The following is a 17,509-nucleotide window of genomic DNA, read 5'->3' as shown; positions in this document are numbered from 1 at the left end:
CTGTTCTCCTGCTTATACGCGAGTGACTAATTCAATAAAGCGTTTAGAATGGCCAATAAGGACCGCTAAAGAATGAAGTCAACCACCCTTGTCGTTGTGTGTTTGCAAAGTCACCGGTACCACCATACTGGATACGAGCATTTGCTACATGAGTTGATGAAACAGAATTATCTGAGCTCACATCTTCTGAACGAATAACGCCTTTAATACGAACAAATTCTTCGCCGTTATTTAACATTAACCATTTTTCGCCACGGATTTCTAAATTACCATTACTTAAAACACGTGTAACGTTAACGGTAATACTGCCTTGTAAACTATTACTTTGATCTGTATCTGAATCGCCAGAAAAAGCACTATCTTGAGTAATGCCCCCACCGAAACCAAATGCAGGAATTGACCTTCCGCCTGGTAAAGTGACCGTGTCGACATTGACATTATAACTGTTACTTTTATCTAAACTGGTGCCTGCTTGTTTCTTCGCTGATGTCGACTCTTCTAAGTAGACAGTAATAATGTCGCCTATACGGTGTGCTTTAATGTCTGAATATAAATTATTCGCATAACTATGCTGAAATAAAGAACCGGTCGGTATTACATTTAAATCTGCTTCCCCCGGTTCTACAGGTGAATATTCGGGATCATTTTTTACTTGCTCGTTAGGTAATGAAGTACAACCTACTATGCTCAACAATGAGAATAAAATAAGAATGTTTTTCATATTAATCACCTATTTATAATTGTTGACTAATGTAAGATAACATTTCATCAACAGCTGAAATAACTTTTGAATTCATCTCATAAACTCGCTGACTTTCAATCAAATTAACCAATTCTTCAGTCACATTTACGTTAGAGGTTTCAAGCATCCCCTGTCGTACAAAACCTAAACCGTCACCACCAGGAACCCCTTCGATTGGAGCACCTGACGCACCAGTTTCAGAATATAAGTTCTCACCTAAAGGTTGTAGACCAGATGCATTAATAAATGCACTGACATTTATTTGCCCTACCACTTGGTTCTCTGCTTGACCTGCAATATTGACCGATACTTCCCCTTCTGAACCAATACTGATTGATTGCGCATTATCTGGGATTTGTATTTGGGGAACTAAAGGATACCCTGAACCGGGAGTTACAAGTGTCCCTTCTTCATTAAGCATAAACTCACCATTTCGAGTATATGCAGAACTTCCATCAGGCATCTCAATTTCAAAGAAACCACGACCATCTATCATTAAATCTAATGAGTTATTTGTTGTTAATGCATTACCCTGTTCAAAGTTTTTCTGAACAGCGACCACTTTTGCACCAGAACCAGTCATTAAACCAGATGGTAATTTTGTATCTTGTGTTGCATTAGCACCGGGCTGATTAACATTTTGATAAAGTAAATCTTCAAAAATAGCTCTACTTTTTTTAAAACCAACAGTACTGGCATTTGCTAAATTATTTGAAATTGTTGCAACGTTAGTTTGTTGTGCATCTAATCCTGTTTTACTGATCCATAAAGCGGAATGCATAACCTTCTCCTTAAATTCTTATTAATCTAGCTAGATAAACTTAAACAACTTTTAATAAAGTGTCTGAGCTTTCGTCAATCTCTTCCGCTTTTTTCATCATCTTTATTTGCATTTCAAAATTACGCTGTAAGTTAATTAGACTTGTTAATTCACTGCTTAAATTTACATTTGATGCTTCTAATGTACCGTTACTAACAACTACATCATTGGAAAACTCAGTTTCTTGTCCATCAATACGTCGAAATAAACCATCAGAACTACGCATTAAGTCTTGAATGTTAGGGTTGACTAACTTTAATTGAGCAATGTTCTCTAATCCTTCTGGTGGCGCACCTTCAGGACGAACTTCAATCACACCATCTTTTCTAATATTAAATTTTTCAATTGGCATCTGAATAAAGATATTATTTCCGGTATTATCCAAAACCTCTCTACCACTGGCATCAATTAAAAAACCATCTGCAGTTATATTAAAATCGCCACTACGAGTTAAACCTTGATCACCAGTATCAGATTTAACAACGAACCAACCTTGACCTTCAATAGCAACATCCAATTCACGCCCAGTTTGAAGCACGACGCCACTGTCAAAATTTTGTCCAGGTGATTCTGCCAATGCAAAAACTCGAGTAGGTAACCCATCGCCATGCACTTGCATGCTACGTGCTTGTTCAAAACTAGCTTTAAAGCCGGTTTTACTGGCATTAGCCAAGTTGTTACTGTGGATAGCCAACGCATTCATGTTCTCTTTAGCGCCAGACATTGATACATAAAGAAAATTATCCATTCTACTTCCTTAACTATTGACTGTTGAACTCATAACAGCGGCAAAGATGGTTACACATTTATTTTATAAACAGATAAATGCAATGCTTGTGCCAACAAATAAAATCAGAGAAAAGTTATAATACCGATTACATTAAATAAGTGATCTAAATTTTGCGCAGGAAAAATGACTTAGTTCAAGGCGAAAATTGAGCTAAATGGTTGTTCCCTTTACGAAATTTACAACGAAGAAATAAGTTATTTTAACAAGTAAAATAGATAACTTAATTAGTGTGGTTGGTATAATTAAATGAAGATAAAGAAAGATTTGCTAGAAAGAAAAATGCACCTGAACAGGTGCATTTATAAAATGAGATATAAAAGTCAATAAATTAACGTATTTGTAAAATGGTTTCTTGTAATGAAGAACTAATCTCTAATGAACGAGAATTCGCCTGAAAATTACGTTGAGCGGTAATTAAATCAACTAATTCAGTCGTTAAATCAACATTAGATTGCTCTAAAGCACCTGAGCTAATACTACCAAATGAACCAGATCCAGCTTCACCAGCAAGTGGCTCACCTGAATTTTGTGACTCATTCCAATTTGAACCATTTTGCGCCAAGCCTTGTTCATTTCTAAAACGAACCATAGCAACTCGTGCAAGTGGATCAGATGTTCCATTACTGTAAGTCGCTTCAATCAGCCCGTCACTACCGATTTCAATGCCAGTTAAACGCCCTACTGTCAAACCATCTTGCTCTAATGCAGTCACCTCAAATGCCGCTGAGAATTGAGTTGGATCCTGATAATTAATAGTAATTGCTTGCGTTCCATCTGCGCCAGCTGAAAGCACATTAGCACCACCAACACCTAATTCTTCAAAATCTAACACTGCTGGGTTGCTCCCCTCATAAACACCATTCTCATCAAAGTTAAGCACAACACCATAATGCTCTTCTCCATCTGCAGTATAACTTGCAGAGACACCCGTTGTATCATCAAAAGTACCATCCGCATTTGCATCTACTAAATAATTTACAGGTGTAGTACTTTCAACTGGTTTACCATCTACTGTAACAAAAGAAACCCATTGATTCGTTCCCTCAGCTGATGAGCTTTCAGGCTTTATATAATAAGTATTTAAAATATGTGCTTCACCTAATGAATCATAAATAGTCACTGAGGTTGCATTGTTGTAAGTATCTGGATCTGCAGGATCAAAATTAGCCAATACTTTTGAATCGTCACCAGCTGGTAAATTAAGACTAATGTCAACCGATTCAGTTTTAACAGGTGTTCCAGCAGTTTCTGGAAGTTGAATGGGTTCGGTCGTTGCTAAACTTAACGATGAAGAACTACCATCTAAGTTAACAGGGAAGGCTTGTAAATAATTACCGCTATTATCAACGATATAGTTATCAGCATTTAGCTTAAAAGTACCTGCTCGTGTATAGCTGAGATTATTATCATCAACACCTGGTGACGTTGCAAAAAAACCGCTACCAGTGATTGCTAAATCCAATGGGTTATCAGTAAATTTTAGACTACCTTGGTGAAACTGTTGTGCAACTGCTGAAACCGAAGCACCATCACCTACTTTAGTTTTACTATTAGAAAATAAAGAATTAGCATAAACGCTATCAAACTCAGCTCGAGACTCTTTAAAACCTACTGTTGCTACGTTTGCAATATTATTTGACGTTGTATCTAAATCTGTCTGTGCAGCCGAAATTCCGCTTAGTGCAATATTAAATGACATAGTTATTTCCTCTGATTATATGTTTTCTGAAACTTCAATTGCATCAGCAAGTTCAATACCACCTAAACCTTTTAGATTTAAATACACGCTAGCTGAACCACCACCGAGACTGACACTTTCAACATGTGCATAACTTGCTGTTGTCAATTCTTCGCCATTACCGTTTACTGATCCATAAGCATTAAAAGTATACTTGCCTTCTGGAGCAGGCTGACCTTGTGAATCTAAACCATCCCAATCAAAACGTTGATTGCCGGCACCAACATCACCAATATCAATAGTTCGAATGACACTACCTGTACTATCTTCAACTGAAACTAGAGTACTATAGGCGCCTGTTGTGGTTGTTAGTGAACCAGAAGCTGTTCCACCTTCTGATAAATAAGTTTCATTACTTGGAATCAATACTTTTTTGCCCACTAATGACGATGCTTCTAAAGCTTGACTTGAATTTAATACTTCTTTAATACCTGCAAATTCAGTCCCTAACGTTGCAATTCCTTCCGCAGTAGTAAACGAAGACATTTGAGATATCATTTCTGCATTTTCTACTGGTGAAAATGGGTCTTGATAAGCAAGTTGTTGAGATAGTAAAGAGAAAAAATCTTCCTGGTCCAGTTGTTGTTCAGAATCGATCTCTGCATTAGCTTTAACTTGTGAATCCGTTAATGGCGCAGTTAAGCTTATTCCTGATGAAGTTATAGTAGCCATCTAATTATCCTTATCCTTTACCAAGCTGTAAGGTGCTGCTTAACATTTGTTTCGCGGCATCAGCAATTTGTACATTCGTTTGATATGAGCGAGAAGCACTGATCATATTTGCCATCTCTTCCATTACATTCACATTAGAATGATAAATAAAACCATTTTCATCAGCTTTAGGATGATTTGGTGAATATTCTTGATTTAGCTCTGCAGTGCTTTCAACAATACCTTGTACTTTTACGCCGACACTACTATCTAAACCACCCATTGCACGATTTAGCTCTGCAGCAAATACAGGGTGTCGAGCTTTATAGGTTTCATCAATATTGCTACTAACACTGTTTGCATTAGCCAAATTACTGGCAGTTGTATTTAAACGCACGGATTGTGCACTCATGCCACTTCCAGCCACATCTAATACTTTTAATAAACTCATAATAATTCTCCTGACACGCTATTATTGGCCTTTTATCGCTTTGCGAAGCCCTGATATACTACCGTTTAAAAAATCTAAAGTAGCTTGATACTCTAAGCTATTCTTCATAAATAAATTACGTTCAACTTCCAAGTCAACAGAATTACCATCACCAGTATCCGGTTGATTCGAAGCACGATATAACAAACCACTTTGTGCCATTGAACTTGAGAAACCTGCATTATGGGAACTGTTAGTACGGCTTAGAGAAATACCCGTACCTGACTTTGCTGCATTCAAGGCATCTTTAAAGTTAATGTCTTTAGCCTTGTAATTAGGTGTATCAGCATTTGAGATATTAGAGGCTAAAATTTCAGTACGTCGAGCTCTAACTCCTAATGAGTACTGGTAAATGCCTAATGCTTTATCAAAGTTAATTGCCATAATTTTCTCCTTTGTTTATGTAAATGCAAAGCATGTGCCAAAAACAAAAAAACAAGTATGAAAATCATAAAAATACAATAACGGGCTTTATGTCAGCTTAAAACAGGCTATTTATGGTAGTTAGCGTCAAATATAGAGTGGGGTACAAAATTAAAATGGATTTTAAAAGAGAAGAAAAAATAATTAGTGGCAAACATAAAGTAACTAAAAAGTTCAAACTATTGAATATCAATAATAATCACTAAAGAGGCAATTATTGCCTCTTTAGTGATTATTAATTAAAATAACCAAAAAACTAAGTAGATTATTTAGATTTTAGTTTATATATAATACCTGGATTACAACGTACCATCTCAAATCTATCAGTTAAGCCATTCAACGACTCAGAAGCACCAAGTATCAAGTAGCCATCAGGATTTAAAGCATTAGCAAACTGATTCAATATTTGAGATTTAACCTCATTTGAAAAATAAATCAGTACATTGCGGCAAAAAATCAAATCAAACTTACCAAGAGATGCATAACTATCTAATAAGTTAAGACGCTTAAATGAAGTCAATTTTTTGACCTCAGGTTTAACTTGCAATTTACTACCAAGCCCATCAACAGGAATAAAAAACTGACGCTTTCGAGCGTCTGATAAACCTCGAGATAAAGCTAATGAATCATATTGACCAAGGTTACATTGATTAAGCATTGAATCAGAAATATCTGTACCAGTAATTTTAATATTTAAATTAGTCATTGGTTTTGATTTTTCAAATTCGATTGCAGACATTGCAATTGAATAAGCTTCTTGTCCTGAAGAGCTCGCAGCTGACCATACTTTTATATTTCTTTTCGTTTTGATCAGTTCAGGAAAAAGCTTAGACGTCAATAATTCAAAAGGATAAATATCACGAAACCATAACGTTTCATTGGTTGTCATCGCATCAACAACTAGATTACGTAGTTGAAGGTTTTGACCAGTAATTACCTTCTCTATAAGATCCGATAAACTCGGAAAATCAAATTGAGCAATTAATGGTGTTAAACGACTCTTAACAAGATATTGTTTATTTTCACCCAGTACGATACCACACTGTTTTTCTAAAAAACCAGCAAACTTCTTGTAAAGATCATCAGAAAAAATTCTCACTAATTATTATCCATATTTCATTGTTACTTTAAACAAACAGACTTCATTTTATCAGTTTAAATACCAGATAAAACGGTAAAAGGGTAACAATGTCACCAATTATTCTATAGTATTTCAGCGTTTATTCAGCATCGACATTAACCACTTTTTGGACCGCTATTGCTAACTCGTCTGGGTTAAATTTTGCAATAAAATCGTTAGCTCCCACTTTTTCAACCATAGCTTGATTGAAAATCCCGCTTAAAGAGGTATGTAAAATGATATACAAATCTTTCATATCGGCATTTGATTTTATTGCAGATGTTAAGGTATAGCCATCCATTTCAGGCATTTCCACATCAGAGATCATCAGAGCATATTTTTCAAATACTGGTTGGGTTTTAGCAACCTCATTCAATAGATCTAATGCTTCTTTACCATTTTTAGCTAAATCACACTCAAGACCTAAGGCGGTGAGTGTACGTTGTATTTGCTTTCGAGCAACAGAAGAATCATCAGCAACTAAAATACGTTTATTTCTTATATTTTTGATAGTAATTTGTGTCGTTACTTCGGTATTAACCGGCGCAATTTCATCAAGTACTTTTTCAACATCTAATACTTCAACTAAACGATTATCAACTTCCGTTACTGCTGTTAAATAACTATATCGGCTGCTACCTGTTGGAGGCGGTAAGATATCTTCCCAGTTAATATTAATAATACGCTCAACCGATCCAACTAAGAAACCTTGAACAGAACGATTATACTCTGTGACGATAATAAATCGATTTTCAATATCATCTATTGCCCGTCCTCCGGTTGCTAAGTTCAAATCAATAATTGAAATTGCTTGCCCACGTACATAAGCAACGCCACGAATAGCGCCATTTAATTTAGGTAAAACAGTAAGAGGAGGACATTGTAAAACCTCTCTTACTTTGAATACGTTTATACCATAACGTTGGATTCCACCTAACTTGAAAAGTAATAGCTCAAGTCTGTTTTGCCCTACCAACTGAGTTCGTTGATTTACTGAGTCTAAAACTCCTGCCATATTCGATCCCTTTTTGTTATGGTTATTTTTTAAAAAATAGTTTTATAATCGTTTACTACATAAAATGTAAAATGTGCATAAAATAAGTTAACTTAAATAAGGTAACTAAATTGTTTCGATTTACTTTAATGATACTAAGTCTAGTCTGTTCTTACAGTTTAGCAGATAATAACTACTCTAAAGAGATAGAAAAGTTTGCTGAAAGCCTCGTTTTTGACAAATATCAAGAAACCTTCGAGATAACAGGTGAACAAAAGTTATATATAAAGGCAATGCCTATCACCGATCGCGTTACTTTCTCTAAATGTTTAGTGCCGTTACAAGGTCATATTGTAGGCGATAAAATAAAAAGCAAAACCGCTGTTAAAGTATCTTGTCTGGATGCGACACCTTGGGATCTTTATATTCGAGTAAAAGCACAAACCTTAATCCCACTAATTATTAGTAGCCGCCCAATTAGTAAAGGTGAAATATTAAGTAATAAAAACATAGAACTTATTTATAAAGATAAATCCCGCGTTAGAGGTAGCACCTTCACAAATGCTCAAGCATTAAGAGGCGTTCGCTTAAAAAGAAATATATCTTCTAAAAAAAGCATTCGTCATAAGGATATCTGTTACGTTTGCGAAGGAGATAAAGTCACTATTACAGCGAACAAATCTGGATTAATAATAAAAGCCTCGGGTATTGCCTTAAGCGATGGTAATATAGGAAGCACTGTCAGAGTTGAAAACTCTCGAACACAACGTATTGTCGTTGGTACGGTTTACGCTCTAAAAGAAGTACAAGTAACTTTTTAAAAATAATCATTTTCAGCTAAAGTTATTAACATTTCTGCCGATACATTAATTATGTAGACTAATTGGAATACGATTATGAGTATAAATATCAACCGCCAAGCACCACAAAGCAACCTTGCTATTGATCAAAATAAAACCCAAAAACAAGGCAATGCAAGTGCAACTGACAATACTAGTAACGCAAGTTCAAATAAAGACTCAGTGCAGTTAACATCACAAGCAGTGAGTTTAAATAATATGCAAAAACAAACCTCTAGTGAACCACAAGTCGACATGAAACGTGTTGAGACACTCAAAGCAGCAATATTAAATGGCGATTATAAAATTAATTCAGAGCAATTGGCGAAGAATATTGGTAACTTTGAAACTGACTTTAATAAGGCATATTCAAGTTAATGCCATAACTTAAAAGAATATAAGATGCTGACACAACAACTTTCTCAATTATTAGAATCGATTCAAGTATTACAGAAATTACTTGAAGAAGAAAAACAGTGCTTAAAAGAAAAATCATTCGAAAACCTAAATACACTTCTCTTTAATAAACAAAAATTATTACAAAAAATTAATAGTGATAATAAAACTATCAGTACAAAAGATAACTTAACAATTATCGAACAAGATCAGATTTTATCGACTTTAAAACAAAATATTGTAAATGATTTAACAGAGTGTCAAAAAAATAACGAAATTAATGGGCGCTTAATCGAAATGAGCATGAAAAGTAATAAGCATTTGGTGCAATTACTTACCCAAGCTAAAGGAAAAAACAGCATTACTTACGATCAAAAAGGACTGTTAAATAGTGGGAGTTTGTTAGGTAAGAACATCGAAGCTTAATCGCTATTAAACAGTAAGGTATTCGAACAGTTAGATATTCGAGACAGAAAAAATGCGAGCGACTTAGCTCGTATTTTGCATTTCATTTTGTTGTATTAAATAAACCTAAAACTCGTATCAAACAAATTTAATCTCAATTAAAATGAATAAGTTAATAATGAGACTTTAATAGTAAACTTGGCTTTGCACTTTTATTACATCATCTGGATTTGCAAACTCAGCATCTTTTAAGAACGGTAATGTTGTCATGTTTAAACCTAACTCAGTGATATACAAATCGCTTTCATGGTAAGTACGTATTACTTTCGCTCCTCTTACAAGACCTTTTACTTTTGATTTAAGCCTTCCACTTTGCAATTGATAATCCTGCACACTATTCTCTGAAGTAAGCATCACACCATAAACCTGTTCAGCCAACTCTTTATAAGCTTCTAACTTAGAAGCTTTAATTGCGTTCAACATTTTAATATCATCAGTTGCCCCATTTTGAGCAGACATAGTCGCATAACCTACCGAAACGAACTCATATTCATCAACCTCTTCAACAGGCTCCTTATGAAAAACACAGCCAGAAAGAATCAATAATACGCCAGACAATATGCTCAAAGTAAATGTTCTCTGACCATATTGATTTAATTTAAGCATGAATAACTCCTTAATAGTTTTTAACTGGCAATAATTGCCTATCGATGAATATTTTTACATTCAAAAATAAAGCAATAAACATACCTAAATTTAATCTAATAAAATAAAAACCTAAGAGTATCGATATAATAGGTTAAAACTGATTAATAAAGCACTCTGGTAAGAGGTAAAGAATAAAGATTAAAAAGCAAAAAACAGGCCTAAGCCTGTTTTATTAATAAAGTATTTATATTAAGTTTTATTCAACTAAACGAACAAGTGACTGGCTACTATCACGTTCACTATTACGTAATATATAACGTTTTGGAGTATAATCATAACGACCACCAACAAAAATTCGATGAGGAATAAAAGCACTACTTGTTGATTCAACTACATTATTAAGAGCATTGACGATACGAATATTAACAATAACACCTTCCTCGTTACGAGATAAAGTGCCTGTTAAGATTCGGCTTACATCGACATTTTTTTTAAGCTTTTTCCAATCCCTTGTCATACCAAACTCACCATCATTGGTGACTTGAATATTGCCCATTAATTTATAATCAATTACACGTAACTTTCTAATATGTAACTCATGAAAAAATTGCTCAGAAATAGTCTGTCCTAACCAACTTGTATTATCATGATCATTTAAATCCACCAATGATGTTAGTGCAATTGATTCACGGCTAAAAGGAGCCTCATAATTAAAAAGTAATTGGTCTGCCATTTTACTGACGACCTCTGACAATATAAGTGACTTTTTTCCATTAAATGTATAAAGATGACCGTAACCACTAGAATCAGTCTGAACATCTGCTTGGTCACTATCCTCATTATTAATATCACCTCCACTAAAAGAATGGGCTATATAATAATAAAGGTAATTCTCATTCGTCCTCGCTTCCTCTATAGCGAAAATAGCGGCAGACTCTTGATGCAATGAAGAATGAGATGATGTACAACCTTGTAATATCATAATCAATGTAGAAATAACCAATAATTTTTTCATTAAAGTCCGCCTTGGTAATAAATTTTTTATCCTAAAATATTATCGGCAATAACATTCAAAACTTTAGATAATTAATCATAAAGGGGTAAAAATATAGTTAGTGAAAAAGTTGGTTTAGATTTTGCTTCTTCTCATCACAGCAACAATTTTAAATAATAAGAAAACTTTAATTCACAGTATTAAAAAAGCGGTTAAGCAAATGAGAGTTCCGATGAAAAAAATCATATTTATTACATTACTTTTATTATCCAGTAATACTTTTGCCCAATGGTTTCAAGCTAGCGCAAATGCAGTCATTATAAATAAGAATATTGAGGAAGCTCGAGAACAAGCGATTAAAAAAGCAGTAAAAGATGCACTTCTTTTCTCAGGAGGGACGATATCTAGTTTGCAACAAGTGAACCAAGGAGTACTAGTTGAAAATCAATTAATACTCAATTCAGGTGGGGAGATTAAAGCCTTAAAAATAATTGAAGAAAGCCAAAAAAATAATTTATTAACAGTAAACTTAAAAGTTAATATTATTACACAATCAGATCTGTGTTTTGGCGGGCAATTCCCTAAATCCATGGTAATTAGTCGCTTTGCAATGAATGTTCCTCAGCAAACAGTTGACGGTCAAATTTATGACCTACACAGAAAAGTAAGTAATACATTCTTTAACCAATTATCACTTAGTCCAAATTTATTTAATATACGCCGTTATATCGATAAACCCTTACAGCTTGGTGAAAAGTATAATAATAAAAACTTAGCTGATACCTTAGCAAGCCTATCCTCTCAAACAGATAGTCAATTTATTGTATTTGGTGAGATTAATGATTTATCCGTTAAATTTGAAAGTAAAACATCACTAAATTATTGGATAACAAATCCAGACCGCCATTTTTATATGACCGTTTATTTATATGATGCACTTCAAGGTAAGCTTATTTTTAGCAAACAATACCGTCAAAAAACGACTTGGCAGTATGGAAAAGAACAGCAGGCAGATTTAAATAGTAAGCAATTTTGGGAGTACCAATATGGGCAAGCTATATTAAGCAGTTTAGCTCAGGCAAATATTGATATTTCACAAAGAATACAATGTATTATTCCTCGTGCACGCATAGTCACAGTGAATAGTAATAACATAAGAATCAATCTAGGAAAGAACAATGGGTTACAAAAAGATATGCTCGTTGAATTATCTTATTCAAGTAATTTTAAAGACCAATTTGGCATACAGAGACAATCTTCAACTATTGCTAAACAAGCAATGAAAATAATAGAAGTACATGGAGATAGCGCAGAGTTAACGACTATAGATGATTACCCTTTAAGTAATATTCAAATCAATGATATTGCGACTATTAAATCAATACAATAATTATGTATAATATCCTCGATATTAATGATGTAACGAACTAATTTAATATTATTTATTATAAGTCTCTCTATAGCTCAACAGGATAGAGCACCCGCCTCCTAAGCGGATGATCGGGGTTCGAGTCCCTGTGGAGAGACCAAATTAAAACACCATCAGCTTCTCTACCTTCAATAAACCCACTATATATAAGCCTCAGAGTAAATATTATTGTCTGATACATTCAATAACCACATAGAAATCCAATAAATAAACTAGTGCTACTTCTTTATGAAATGAATGGTGCTAGTTACAAGCCGATTAATTACAACTAGAAAATATTAAAAATAATGTACAATCATTGAAAAACTATAAGGGCTTACTCACCTATGTTTAAATCGTTCTTCCCCAATCCTAAGATTTTTTTCATCTCGGCACTGATCTTTACCGGACTTACTTGTGCTATTTGGTATGGATACAATACGCAAATAGCAACTTTACTTGGTCTTGATATTTCTGAGGCGGAGCCAGCCATCGGCTTGAAGCATTTTGTCACCGATTCATTTTTACTGTTTTACGGTTATTATTTTATCTGCACAGCGTTGTTTGCATTTGCTTGGTTCAAGATATCTCCGCATAAGTGGCAATGGTGGTCAATTATTGGCTCATCAACCATTTTGTTTTCGACTTACTTCTCAGTACAAGTGTCGGTTGCAATAAATAATTGGCGTCGTCCATTCTTTGATTTAATTCAATCGTTATTAAAACCGATTGGTAGTGATGTACCGACAGAAGCTATTGATGTGCAAGCTGCTAGCACGGCTACTGAACAATTATTTGATCTGTTAATTGTATTTGGTGAAATCGCTTTCTTAGCTATTTTCATCTATGTTGTGACACGTTTCTTGGTCAGCCATTTTATCTTTCGCTGGCGTACGGCCATGAATGATTATTACACTGAGCATTGGCTTAAGTTAAGACATGTTGAAGGTGCATCACAACGTATCCAAGAAGATACAATGCGCTTTGCCTCTATTATGGAAAACCTTGGAGTCGCATTAGTTGAAGCGATAATGACCTTATTTGCTTTCTTGCCTGTACTATGGAGTCTATCTGAATATGTCTCTGAGTTACCAATCGTTGGTAAAATTGCGCACCCTCTCTTCTATGCAGCGTTATTTTGGTCAATCTTTGGGACGGGGTTATTGGCATTAATTGGCATTAAATTACCAGGATTAGAGTTTAATAATCAAAAGGTTGAAGCGGCATTTCGTAAAGAGTTAGTGTATGGAGAGGATAATGTAGAGCGTGCGACACCCATTACATTAAACGAATTATTTTCAAATGTGCGCAAGAATTACTTCCGTTTATACTTCCATTACATGTACTTCAATGTGGCACGTATGCTGTATTTACAAGCGGATAATATTTTTGTGTTTATTTTATTAGTGCCTACGATTGTTGTCGGTGCAATCACCTTCGGTATTCTTCAGCAGATCCTAACGGCCTTTGGTCAAGTCAGTAATTCATTCCAATATTTAGTGAATTCTTGGACCACCATCGTTGAGTTATTGTCAGTACGAAAACGTCTTACAGCCTTTGAATCCACATTAGATCAGAACTAACAATCCTTATAGTCTCTTACGAAATTTTATTGATGTTATGACAACAATCTAAATTTTGTTTGGGGCTTTTCTTTGCGATACCTAGTCACTTAAAATCGCTATTTTCACTGTCTTCGTTACATTAACGCCACCTACAGAGTACTCACTCATATTCACTTTCATTATTGATAATCCTACCCTTTTTTGGATTTATCATTACTTTTAATGATACCGGTTACATTAAATAAGCGATCTAAATTTTGCCTAGAGGAAATGGCTTAATTTAAGGCATAACTTAAGGTATTTCGAAGATTAACTTCGTTAATTAGTGTGATTGTTATTAAACGTCTGCAAGCTTTATTGATCTTTAAGATTACTTCCTTGTATCTATGATTCATGACGATGACGATTACCTCCCTTCATCTTTTTCATAAGTAATTCTATCAATATATTAAATTAATATTTTGATTTAAATTGTCCTCTGTTTCTTTATTTGTTATGTTATAACATAACAAATAAAGAAACATTTAAATCTGTTAGACATAATAAGAATTATAAAATGAAAAAGAATTCTCATAATACCAACGAAACTGATACTTCTATCAAGTCTTTATTATTACTCAGCGTTAGCTTCCGTTTAATGATTGGCTCCGCAATCGTCCTGATCCTTTGGTCTGTATTATTCCAATTACTTTAGTGAGTTGAACCGTGATTAATATTGTTAATTTGAGTGTCAATTATAAAGACTCTCTGGCGTTAGATAATATATCTACAAAGATAAAACAAGGACAACTTGTAGCTATTGTTGGCGCTAACGGGTCAGGAAAATCAACCTTGCTTAAAGCGATCATGAGACAATTAACACCAAGTTCAGGTACTATTGAACTTGGCACCCTCTCGCCTAAAGATATAGCTTACCTGCCACAGAGCCACAAAATTGACAGAAAATTCCCTATTACAGTGAAAGACTTTATATCAGCCGGATCTTGGCAAAGAATTGGCTTCTGGCAGAAATTCAATCCATCAGAAAATCAATTACTCAAACAAGCATTAAATAAAGTTAATCTCCAAGGTTTTGAGAAAAGACAAATAAGCGCTTTGTCTGGTGGACAATTTCAACGCATGTTGTTTGCACGAATGTTAATGCAAGATGCCGATATTTTATTACTCGATGAACCTTTTGCAGCTATTGATACGCAAACAACGATGGATTTAATGCATGTAATTAATGATTGTCAGCAACAAGGTAAAACCATCATAACGGTGATCCATGACTTATCTCTCGTGACACAATTTTTTCCCAATGTAATTTTACTGGCTAAAACTCTAATTGCTTCTGGGAACGTAAGAGCAGTAATGACTGGCAATAATTTATCGAAAGCTGGATACCAACATATCGCCTATATGCAACATAACTTTAAAAGCTCAGCTTCATCAGCAACTGATGCTCTAGCAGATACATTAGACAAGGATGATTCAACACAAATTCATTGTGCTAACCCAGCTCATTATGAAGAAAAACTATCATGATCAGCGATATTTATAGTTTGTTTATTGAACCCTTTAATGATTTTTCATTTATGCAAAGAGCATTATGGGGGTGTGTTATTTTGAGCATTAGTGCAACGCCCATTGGAGTCTTTCTAACATTGAGAAGGATGAGCTTAACCGGAGATGCGATGGCGCATGCCATACTACCAGGTGCGGCGATTGGTTTTCTTATATCGGGCGTTTCTATTATAGCGATGACCATTGGTGGCATTGTTGCTGGTTGTATTGTCGCTATTTTGGCAGGTATTGTAGCTCGCTATTCAAACGCTGAAGAGGATTCAAGCTTAGCTGCATTTTATCTGTTATCACTTGCTACTGGTGTACTTATTATTTCAGCAAAAGGCAGTAATGTTGATCTCTTACATGTGCTATTCGGATCTGTTCTTGCGTTAAATAATGACGCTCTGATATTACTTACAGCTATTGCTACAATTTCAGTCCTTTCATTAGCTGTCCTTTATCGACCATTAGTTTTTGAATGTGTTGACCCTGACTTTTTTAAATCAGTAAGCAAGTTAAGTGCTGTTGCTCATTACGCCTTTTTATTATTGGTCGTATTGAATTTAGTCGCTGGCTTTCATGCTTTAGGCACACTCATGTCTGTAGGGCTAATGATATTACCAGCCGCTATTTCCCGATTTTGGAGTGATAAGTTAGGTGCTATGTTATTTATCGCATTATTAACATCCATTATCAGTAGCTACTTAGGCCTTTTTCTTTCATTCCACGTCAGTTTTGCAACCAGTCCAGCCATCGTACTTGTAATGGGTATTTTCTATATCGTATCGCTGCTATTTGGACAACATGGAGGGTTACTTTCAAGAAAATAATAATACTTTTGCGTGTACTCATTTTAAACCCAACTATTTTATACTAACTAAAGGAACAAACAATGGCATTAACCTTATTTAAAAAAGCACATTTATTGGCTTCAATGGCGCTAATATTAGGCGTTAATTCAAATGTAGTCGCATCTGAAAAAGTAGATGTAGTAGCAAGCTTTTCAATTCTAGGTGATTTGATTTCAGAAGTCGGCGGCGACCATATTAAATTAACTACCTTAGTAAAAGCTAACGGTGATGCGCATGTTTACAATCCTACGCCACAAGATGCACAGGCAGTTAAACATGCACAATTACTAGTCGTTAACGGCCTTAGTTTTGAAGGTTGGATGCCACGTTTACTTGAGTCTGCTCAATTTAAAGGAAAAAAAGTAACCGCATCAAACGGTATCAATGTTCTACGAATAGGTGAACATGAAGAAGAACACGAAGAAAATACTGATGAAAAAGAGGAAGTTGGGCATCATCATGAAGGGCCAGATCCACATGCATGGAACAGTATTGCCAATGTAAAAATCTACGTGAATAATATTCAAAGTGGTTTAAGTCAAGTTGACCCTGATAATAGCCAAGAATATAAACAAAACGCAGATATTTATATCGTGAAACTCAATACATTAGAAAATAAACTGCGTAAAAAAATGGAGATGGTGCCATTAACACAACGTAAAGTGATTACGCCTCACGATGCGTTTGGCTATCTTGCTCACGACTTTGATCTTGAGTTTATGGCTCCTCAAGGTATTAGTACCGAATCTGAAGCCAGTGCATCTGATGTTGCTGCCATCATTAAACAAATTCGTCGAGATAATATCAATGCGGTATTCATAGAAAATATTGCTGATAACCGTATGGTTGAACAAATTGTTCGTGAAACAAACACCAAGGTTGGCGGTAAATTGTATTCTGATGCACTTTCTGGATCTAATGAGCCCGCATCAACTTATTTAAAAATGATTGAACATAATGTAACAACGATTGCCAATGCATTAACGCCTTAATAAAATAATTTTAGAGGTATAAAGCAATCAAATATATTTGGTTGCTTTATTAACATTTTAACCTTCATATCTCGATATTTTCACATAATAAGAAT

General features: G+C 34.7%; 20 protein-coding genes and 1 tRNA gene. 10 read left to right on the top strand and 11 right to left on the bottom strand.

Annotated features, from left to right (window positions below):
- Positions 1–43: 43 nt before the first annotated feature.
- The 9 genes from GQR59_RS02980 to GQR59_RS02940 all read right to left on the bottom strand — a co-directional run bounded on the left by GQR59_RS02980 (position 44) and on the right by GQR59_RS02940 (position 7,789).
- Complete coding sequence (locus GQR59_RS02980) at positions 44–721, bottom strand: flagellar basal body L-ring protein FlgH (protein ID WP_160060646.1); 678 nt, start codon at positions 719–721, stop codon at positions 44–46.
- 13 nt (positions 722–734) lie between these two features.
- Positions 735–1,523 carry a flagellar basal-body rod protein FlgG gene (flgG, locus tag GQR59_RS02975; RefSeq protein WP_160060645.1) on the bottom strand — a complete coding sequence of 263 codons (789 nt, stop codon included), beginning with the start codon at positions 1,521–1,523 and terminating at the stop codon, positions 735–737.
- Between the two features lie 40 nt (positions 1,524–1,563).
- The gene (locus GQR59_RS02970; RefSeq protein ID WP_160060644.1) at positions 1,564–2,310 is read right to left on the bottom strand and encodes a flagellar basal body rod protein FlgF; all 747 of its coding nucleotides are present in this window, start codon (positions 2,308–2,310) and stop codon (positions 1,564–1,566) included.
- Between the two features lie 370 nt (positions 2,311–2,680).
- A complete protein-coding gene (gene flgE / locus GQR59_RS02965; protein WP_160060643.1) occupies positions 2,681–4,051 on the bottom strand; it encodes a flagellar hook protein FlgE in 1,371 nt (456 codons plus the stop codon).
- A 15-nt stretch (positions 4,052–4,066) separates the two neighbouring features.
- Entirely contained in the window at positions 4,067–4,762 is a 696-nt protein-coding gene (locus GQR59_RS02960; protein ID WP_160060642.1) for a flagellar hook assembly protein FlgD, read from the bottom strand.
- Positions 4,763–4,772: 10 nt separating this feature from the next.
- Positions 4,773–5,192, bottom strand: coding sequence for a flagellar basal body rod protein FlgC (gene flgC, locus GQR59_RS02955; protein ID WP_025562506.1), 420 nt, complete (start codon positions 5,190–5,192; stop codon positions 4,773–4,775).
- Positions 5,193–5,213: 21 nt separating this feature from the next.
- On the bottom strand, positions 5,214–5,615 hold the full coding sequence (gene flgB / locus GQR59_RS02950) for a flagellar basal body rod protein FlgB (RefSeq protein ID WP_160060641.1): 402 nt from the start codon (positions 5,613–5,615) through the stop codon (positions 5,214–5,216).
- A gap of 304 nt (positions 5,616–5,919) precedes the next feature.
- The gene (locus tag GQR59_RS02945) at positions 5,920–6,753 is read right to left on the bottom strand and encodes a CheR family methyltransferase (protein WP_160060640.1); all 834 of its coding nucleotides are present in this window, start codon (positions 6,751–6,753) and stop codon (positions 5,920–5,922) included.
- 121 nt (positions 6,754–6,874) lie between these two features.
- Positions 6,875–7,789: a chemotaxis protein gene (locus tag GQR59_RS02940; protein ID WP_160060639.1), complete on the bottom strand. Its 915-nt coding sequence runs from the start codon at positions 7,787–7,789 to the stop codon at positions 6,875–6,877.
- 110 nt (positions 7,790–7,899) lie between these two features.
- Here GQR59_RS02940 and flgA point away from each other — a divergent pair, with 110 nt between their 5' ends.
- From flgA to flgN, 3 genes are all read left to right on the top strand, one after another.
- Positions 7,900–8,589 carry a flagellar basal body P-ring formation chaperone FlgA gene (gene flgA / locus GQR59_RS02935; RefSeq protein ID WP_236546632.1) on the top strand — a complete coding sequence of 230 codons (690 nt, stop codon included), beginning with the start codon at positions 7,900–7,902 and terminating at the stop codon, positions 8,587–8,589.
- 75 nt (positions 8,590–8,664) lie between these two features.
- Positions 8,665–8,985, top strand: coding sequence for a flagellar biosynthesis anti-sigma factor FlgM (gene flgM, locus GQR59_RS02930; protein ID WP_160060637.1), 321 nt, complete (start codon positions 8,665–8,667; stop codon positions 8,983–8,985).
- 24 nt (positions 8,986–9,009) lie between these two features.
- Positions 9,010–9,429: a flagellar protein FlgN gene (gene flgN, locus GQR59_RS02925; protein WP_160060636.1), complete on the top strand. Its 420-nt coding sequence runs from the start codon at positions 9,010–9,012 to the stop codon at positions 9,427–9,429.
- Between the two features lie 165 nt (positions 9,430–9,594).
- Here flgN and GQR59_RS02920 read toward each other — a convergent pair whose 3' ends face one another.
- Together GQR59_RS02920 and GQR59_RS02915 are read right to left on the bottom strand one after the other, a co-directional pair.
- The gene (locus GQR59_RS02920; protein WP_160060635.1) at positions 9,595–10,074 is read right to left on the bottom strand and encodes an LPP20 family lipoprotein; all 480 of its coding nucleotides are present in this window, start codon (positions 10,072–10,074) and stop codon (positions 9,595–9,597) included.
- A gap of 238 nt (positions 10,075–10,312) precedes the next feature.
- Positions 10,313–11,071, bottom strand: a complete 759-nt coding sequence (locus tag GQR59_RS02915) for a FlgO family outer membrane protein (RefSeq protein WP_160060634.1) — start codon at positions 11,069–11,071, stop codon at positions 10,313–10,315.
- 121 nt (positions 11,072–11,192) lie between these two features.
- On the opposite strand from GQR59_RS02915, the gene GQR59_RS02910 reads away from it, so the two are divergent.
- The 7 genes from GQR59_RS02910 (at position 11,193) to GQR59_RS02880 (ending at position 17,414) form a co-directional block, all read left to right on the top strand.
- Positions 11,193–12,440 carry a flagellar assembly protein T N-terminal domain-containing protein gene (locus tag GQR59_RS02910; RefSeq protein WP_160060633.1) on the top strand — a complete coding sequence of 416 codons (1,248 nt, stop codon included), beginning with the start codon at positions 11,193–11,195 and terminating at the stop codon, positions 12,438–12,440.
- Between the two features lie 63 nt (positions 12,441–12,503).
- Positions 12,504–12,579, top strand: a tRNA-Arg gene (locus GQR59_RS02905).
- Between the two features lie 226 nt (positions 12,580–12,805).
- On the top strand, positions 12,806–14,041 hold the full coding sequence (gene sbmA, locus GQR59_RS02900) for a peptide antibiotic transporter SbmA (RefSeq protein WP_160060632.1): 1,236 nt from the start codon (positions 12,806–12,808) through the stop codon (positions 14,039–14,041).
- Between the two features lie 538 nt (positions 14,042–14,579).
- A complete protein-coding gene (locus tag GQR59_RS02895) occupies positions 14,580–14,717 on the top strand; it encodes a hypothetical protein (RefSeq protein ID WP_160060631.1) in 138 nt (45 codons plus the stop codon).
- An 11-nt stretch (positions 14,718–14,728) separates the two neighbouring features.
- Positions 14,729–15,550 (top strand): metal ABC transporter ATP-binding protein, encoded by an 822-nt coding sequence (locus tag GQR59_RS02890; protein ID WP_160060630.1) that lies wholly within the window; start codon positions 14,729–14,731, stop codon positions 15,548–15,550.
- A complete protein-coding gene (locus GQR59_RS02885) occupies positions 15,547–16,401 on the top strand; it encodes a metal ABC transporter permease (protein WP_160060629.1) in 855 nt (284 codons plus the stop codon). Before GQR59_RS02890 ends, GQR59_RS02885 begins: the two co-directional genes overlap by 4 nt.
- A 62-nt stretch (positions 16,402–16,463) precedes the next feature.
- A complete protein-coding gene (locus GQR59_RS02880) occupies positions 16,464–17,414 on the top strand; it encodes a metal ABC transporter solute-binding protein, Zn/Mn family (RefSeq protein ID WP_160060628.1) in 951 nt (316 codons plus the stop codon).
- Positions 17,415–17,509 lie beyond the last annotated feature (95 nt).

Source organism: Psychromonas sp. L1A2 (assembly GCF_009828855.1).
GTDB lineage: Bacteria > Pseudomonadota > Gammaproteobacteria > Enterobacterales > Psychromonadaceae > Psychromonas.
Note: the sequence above shows the minus strand (reverse complement) of the source record. Positions and strands in the feature narration are given on the sequence as shown.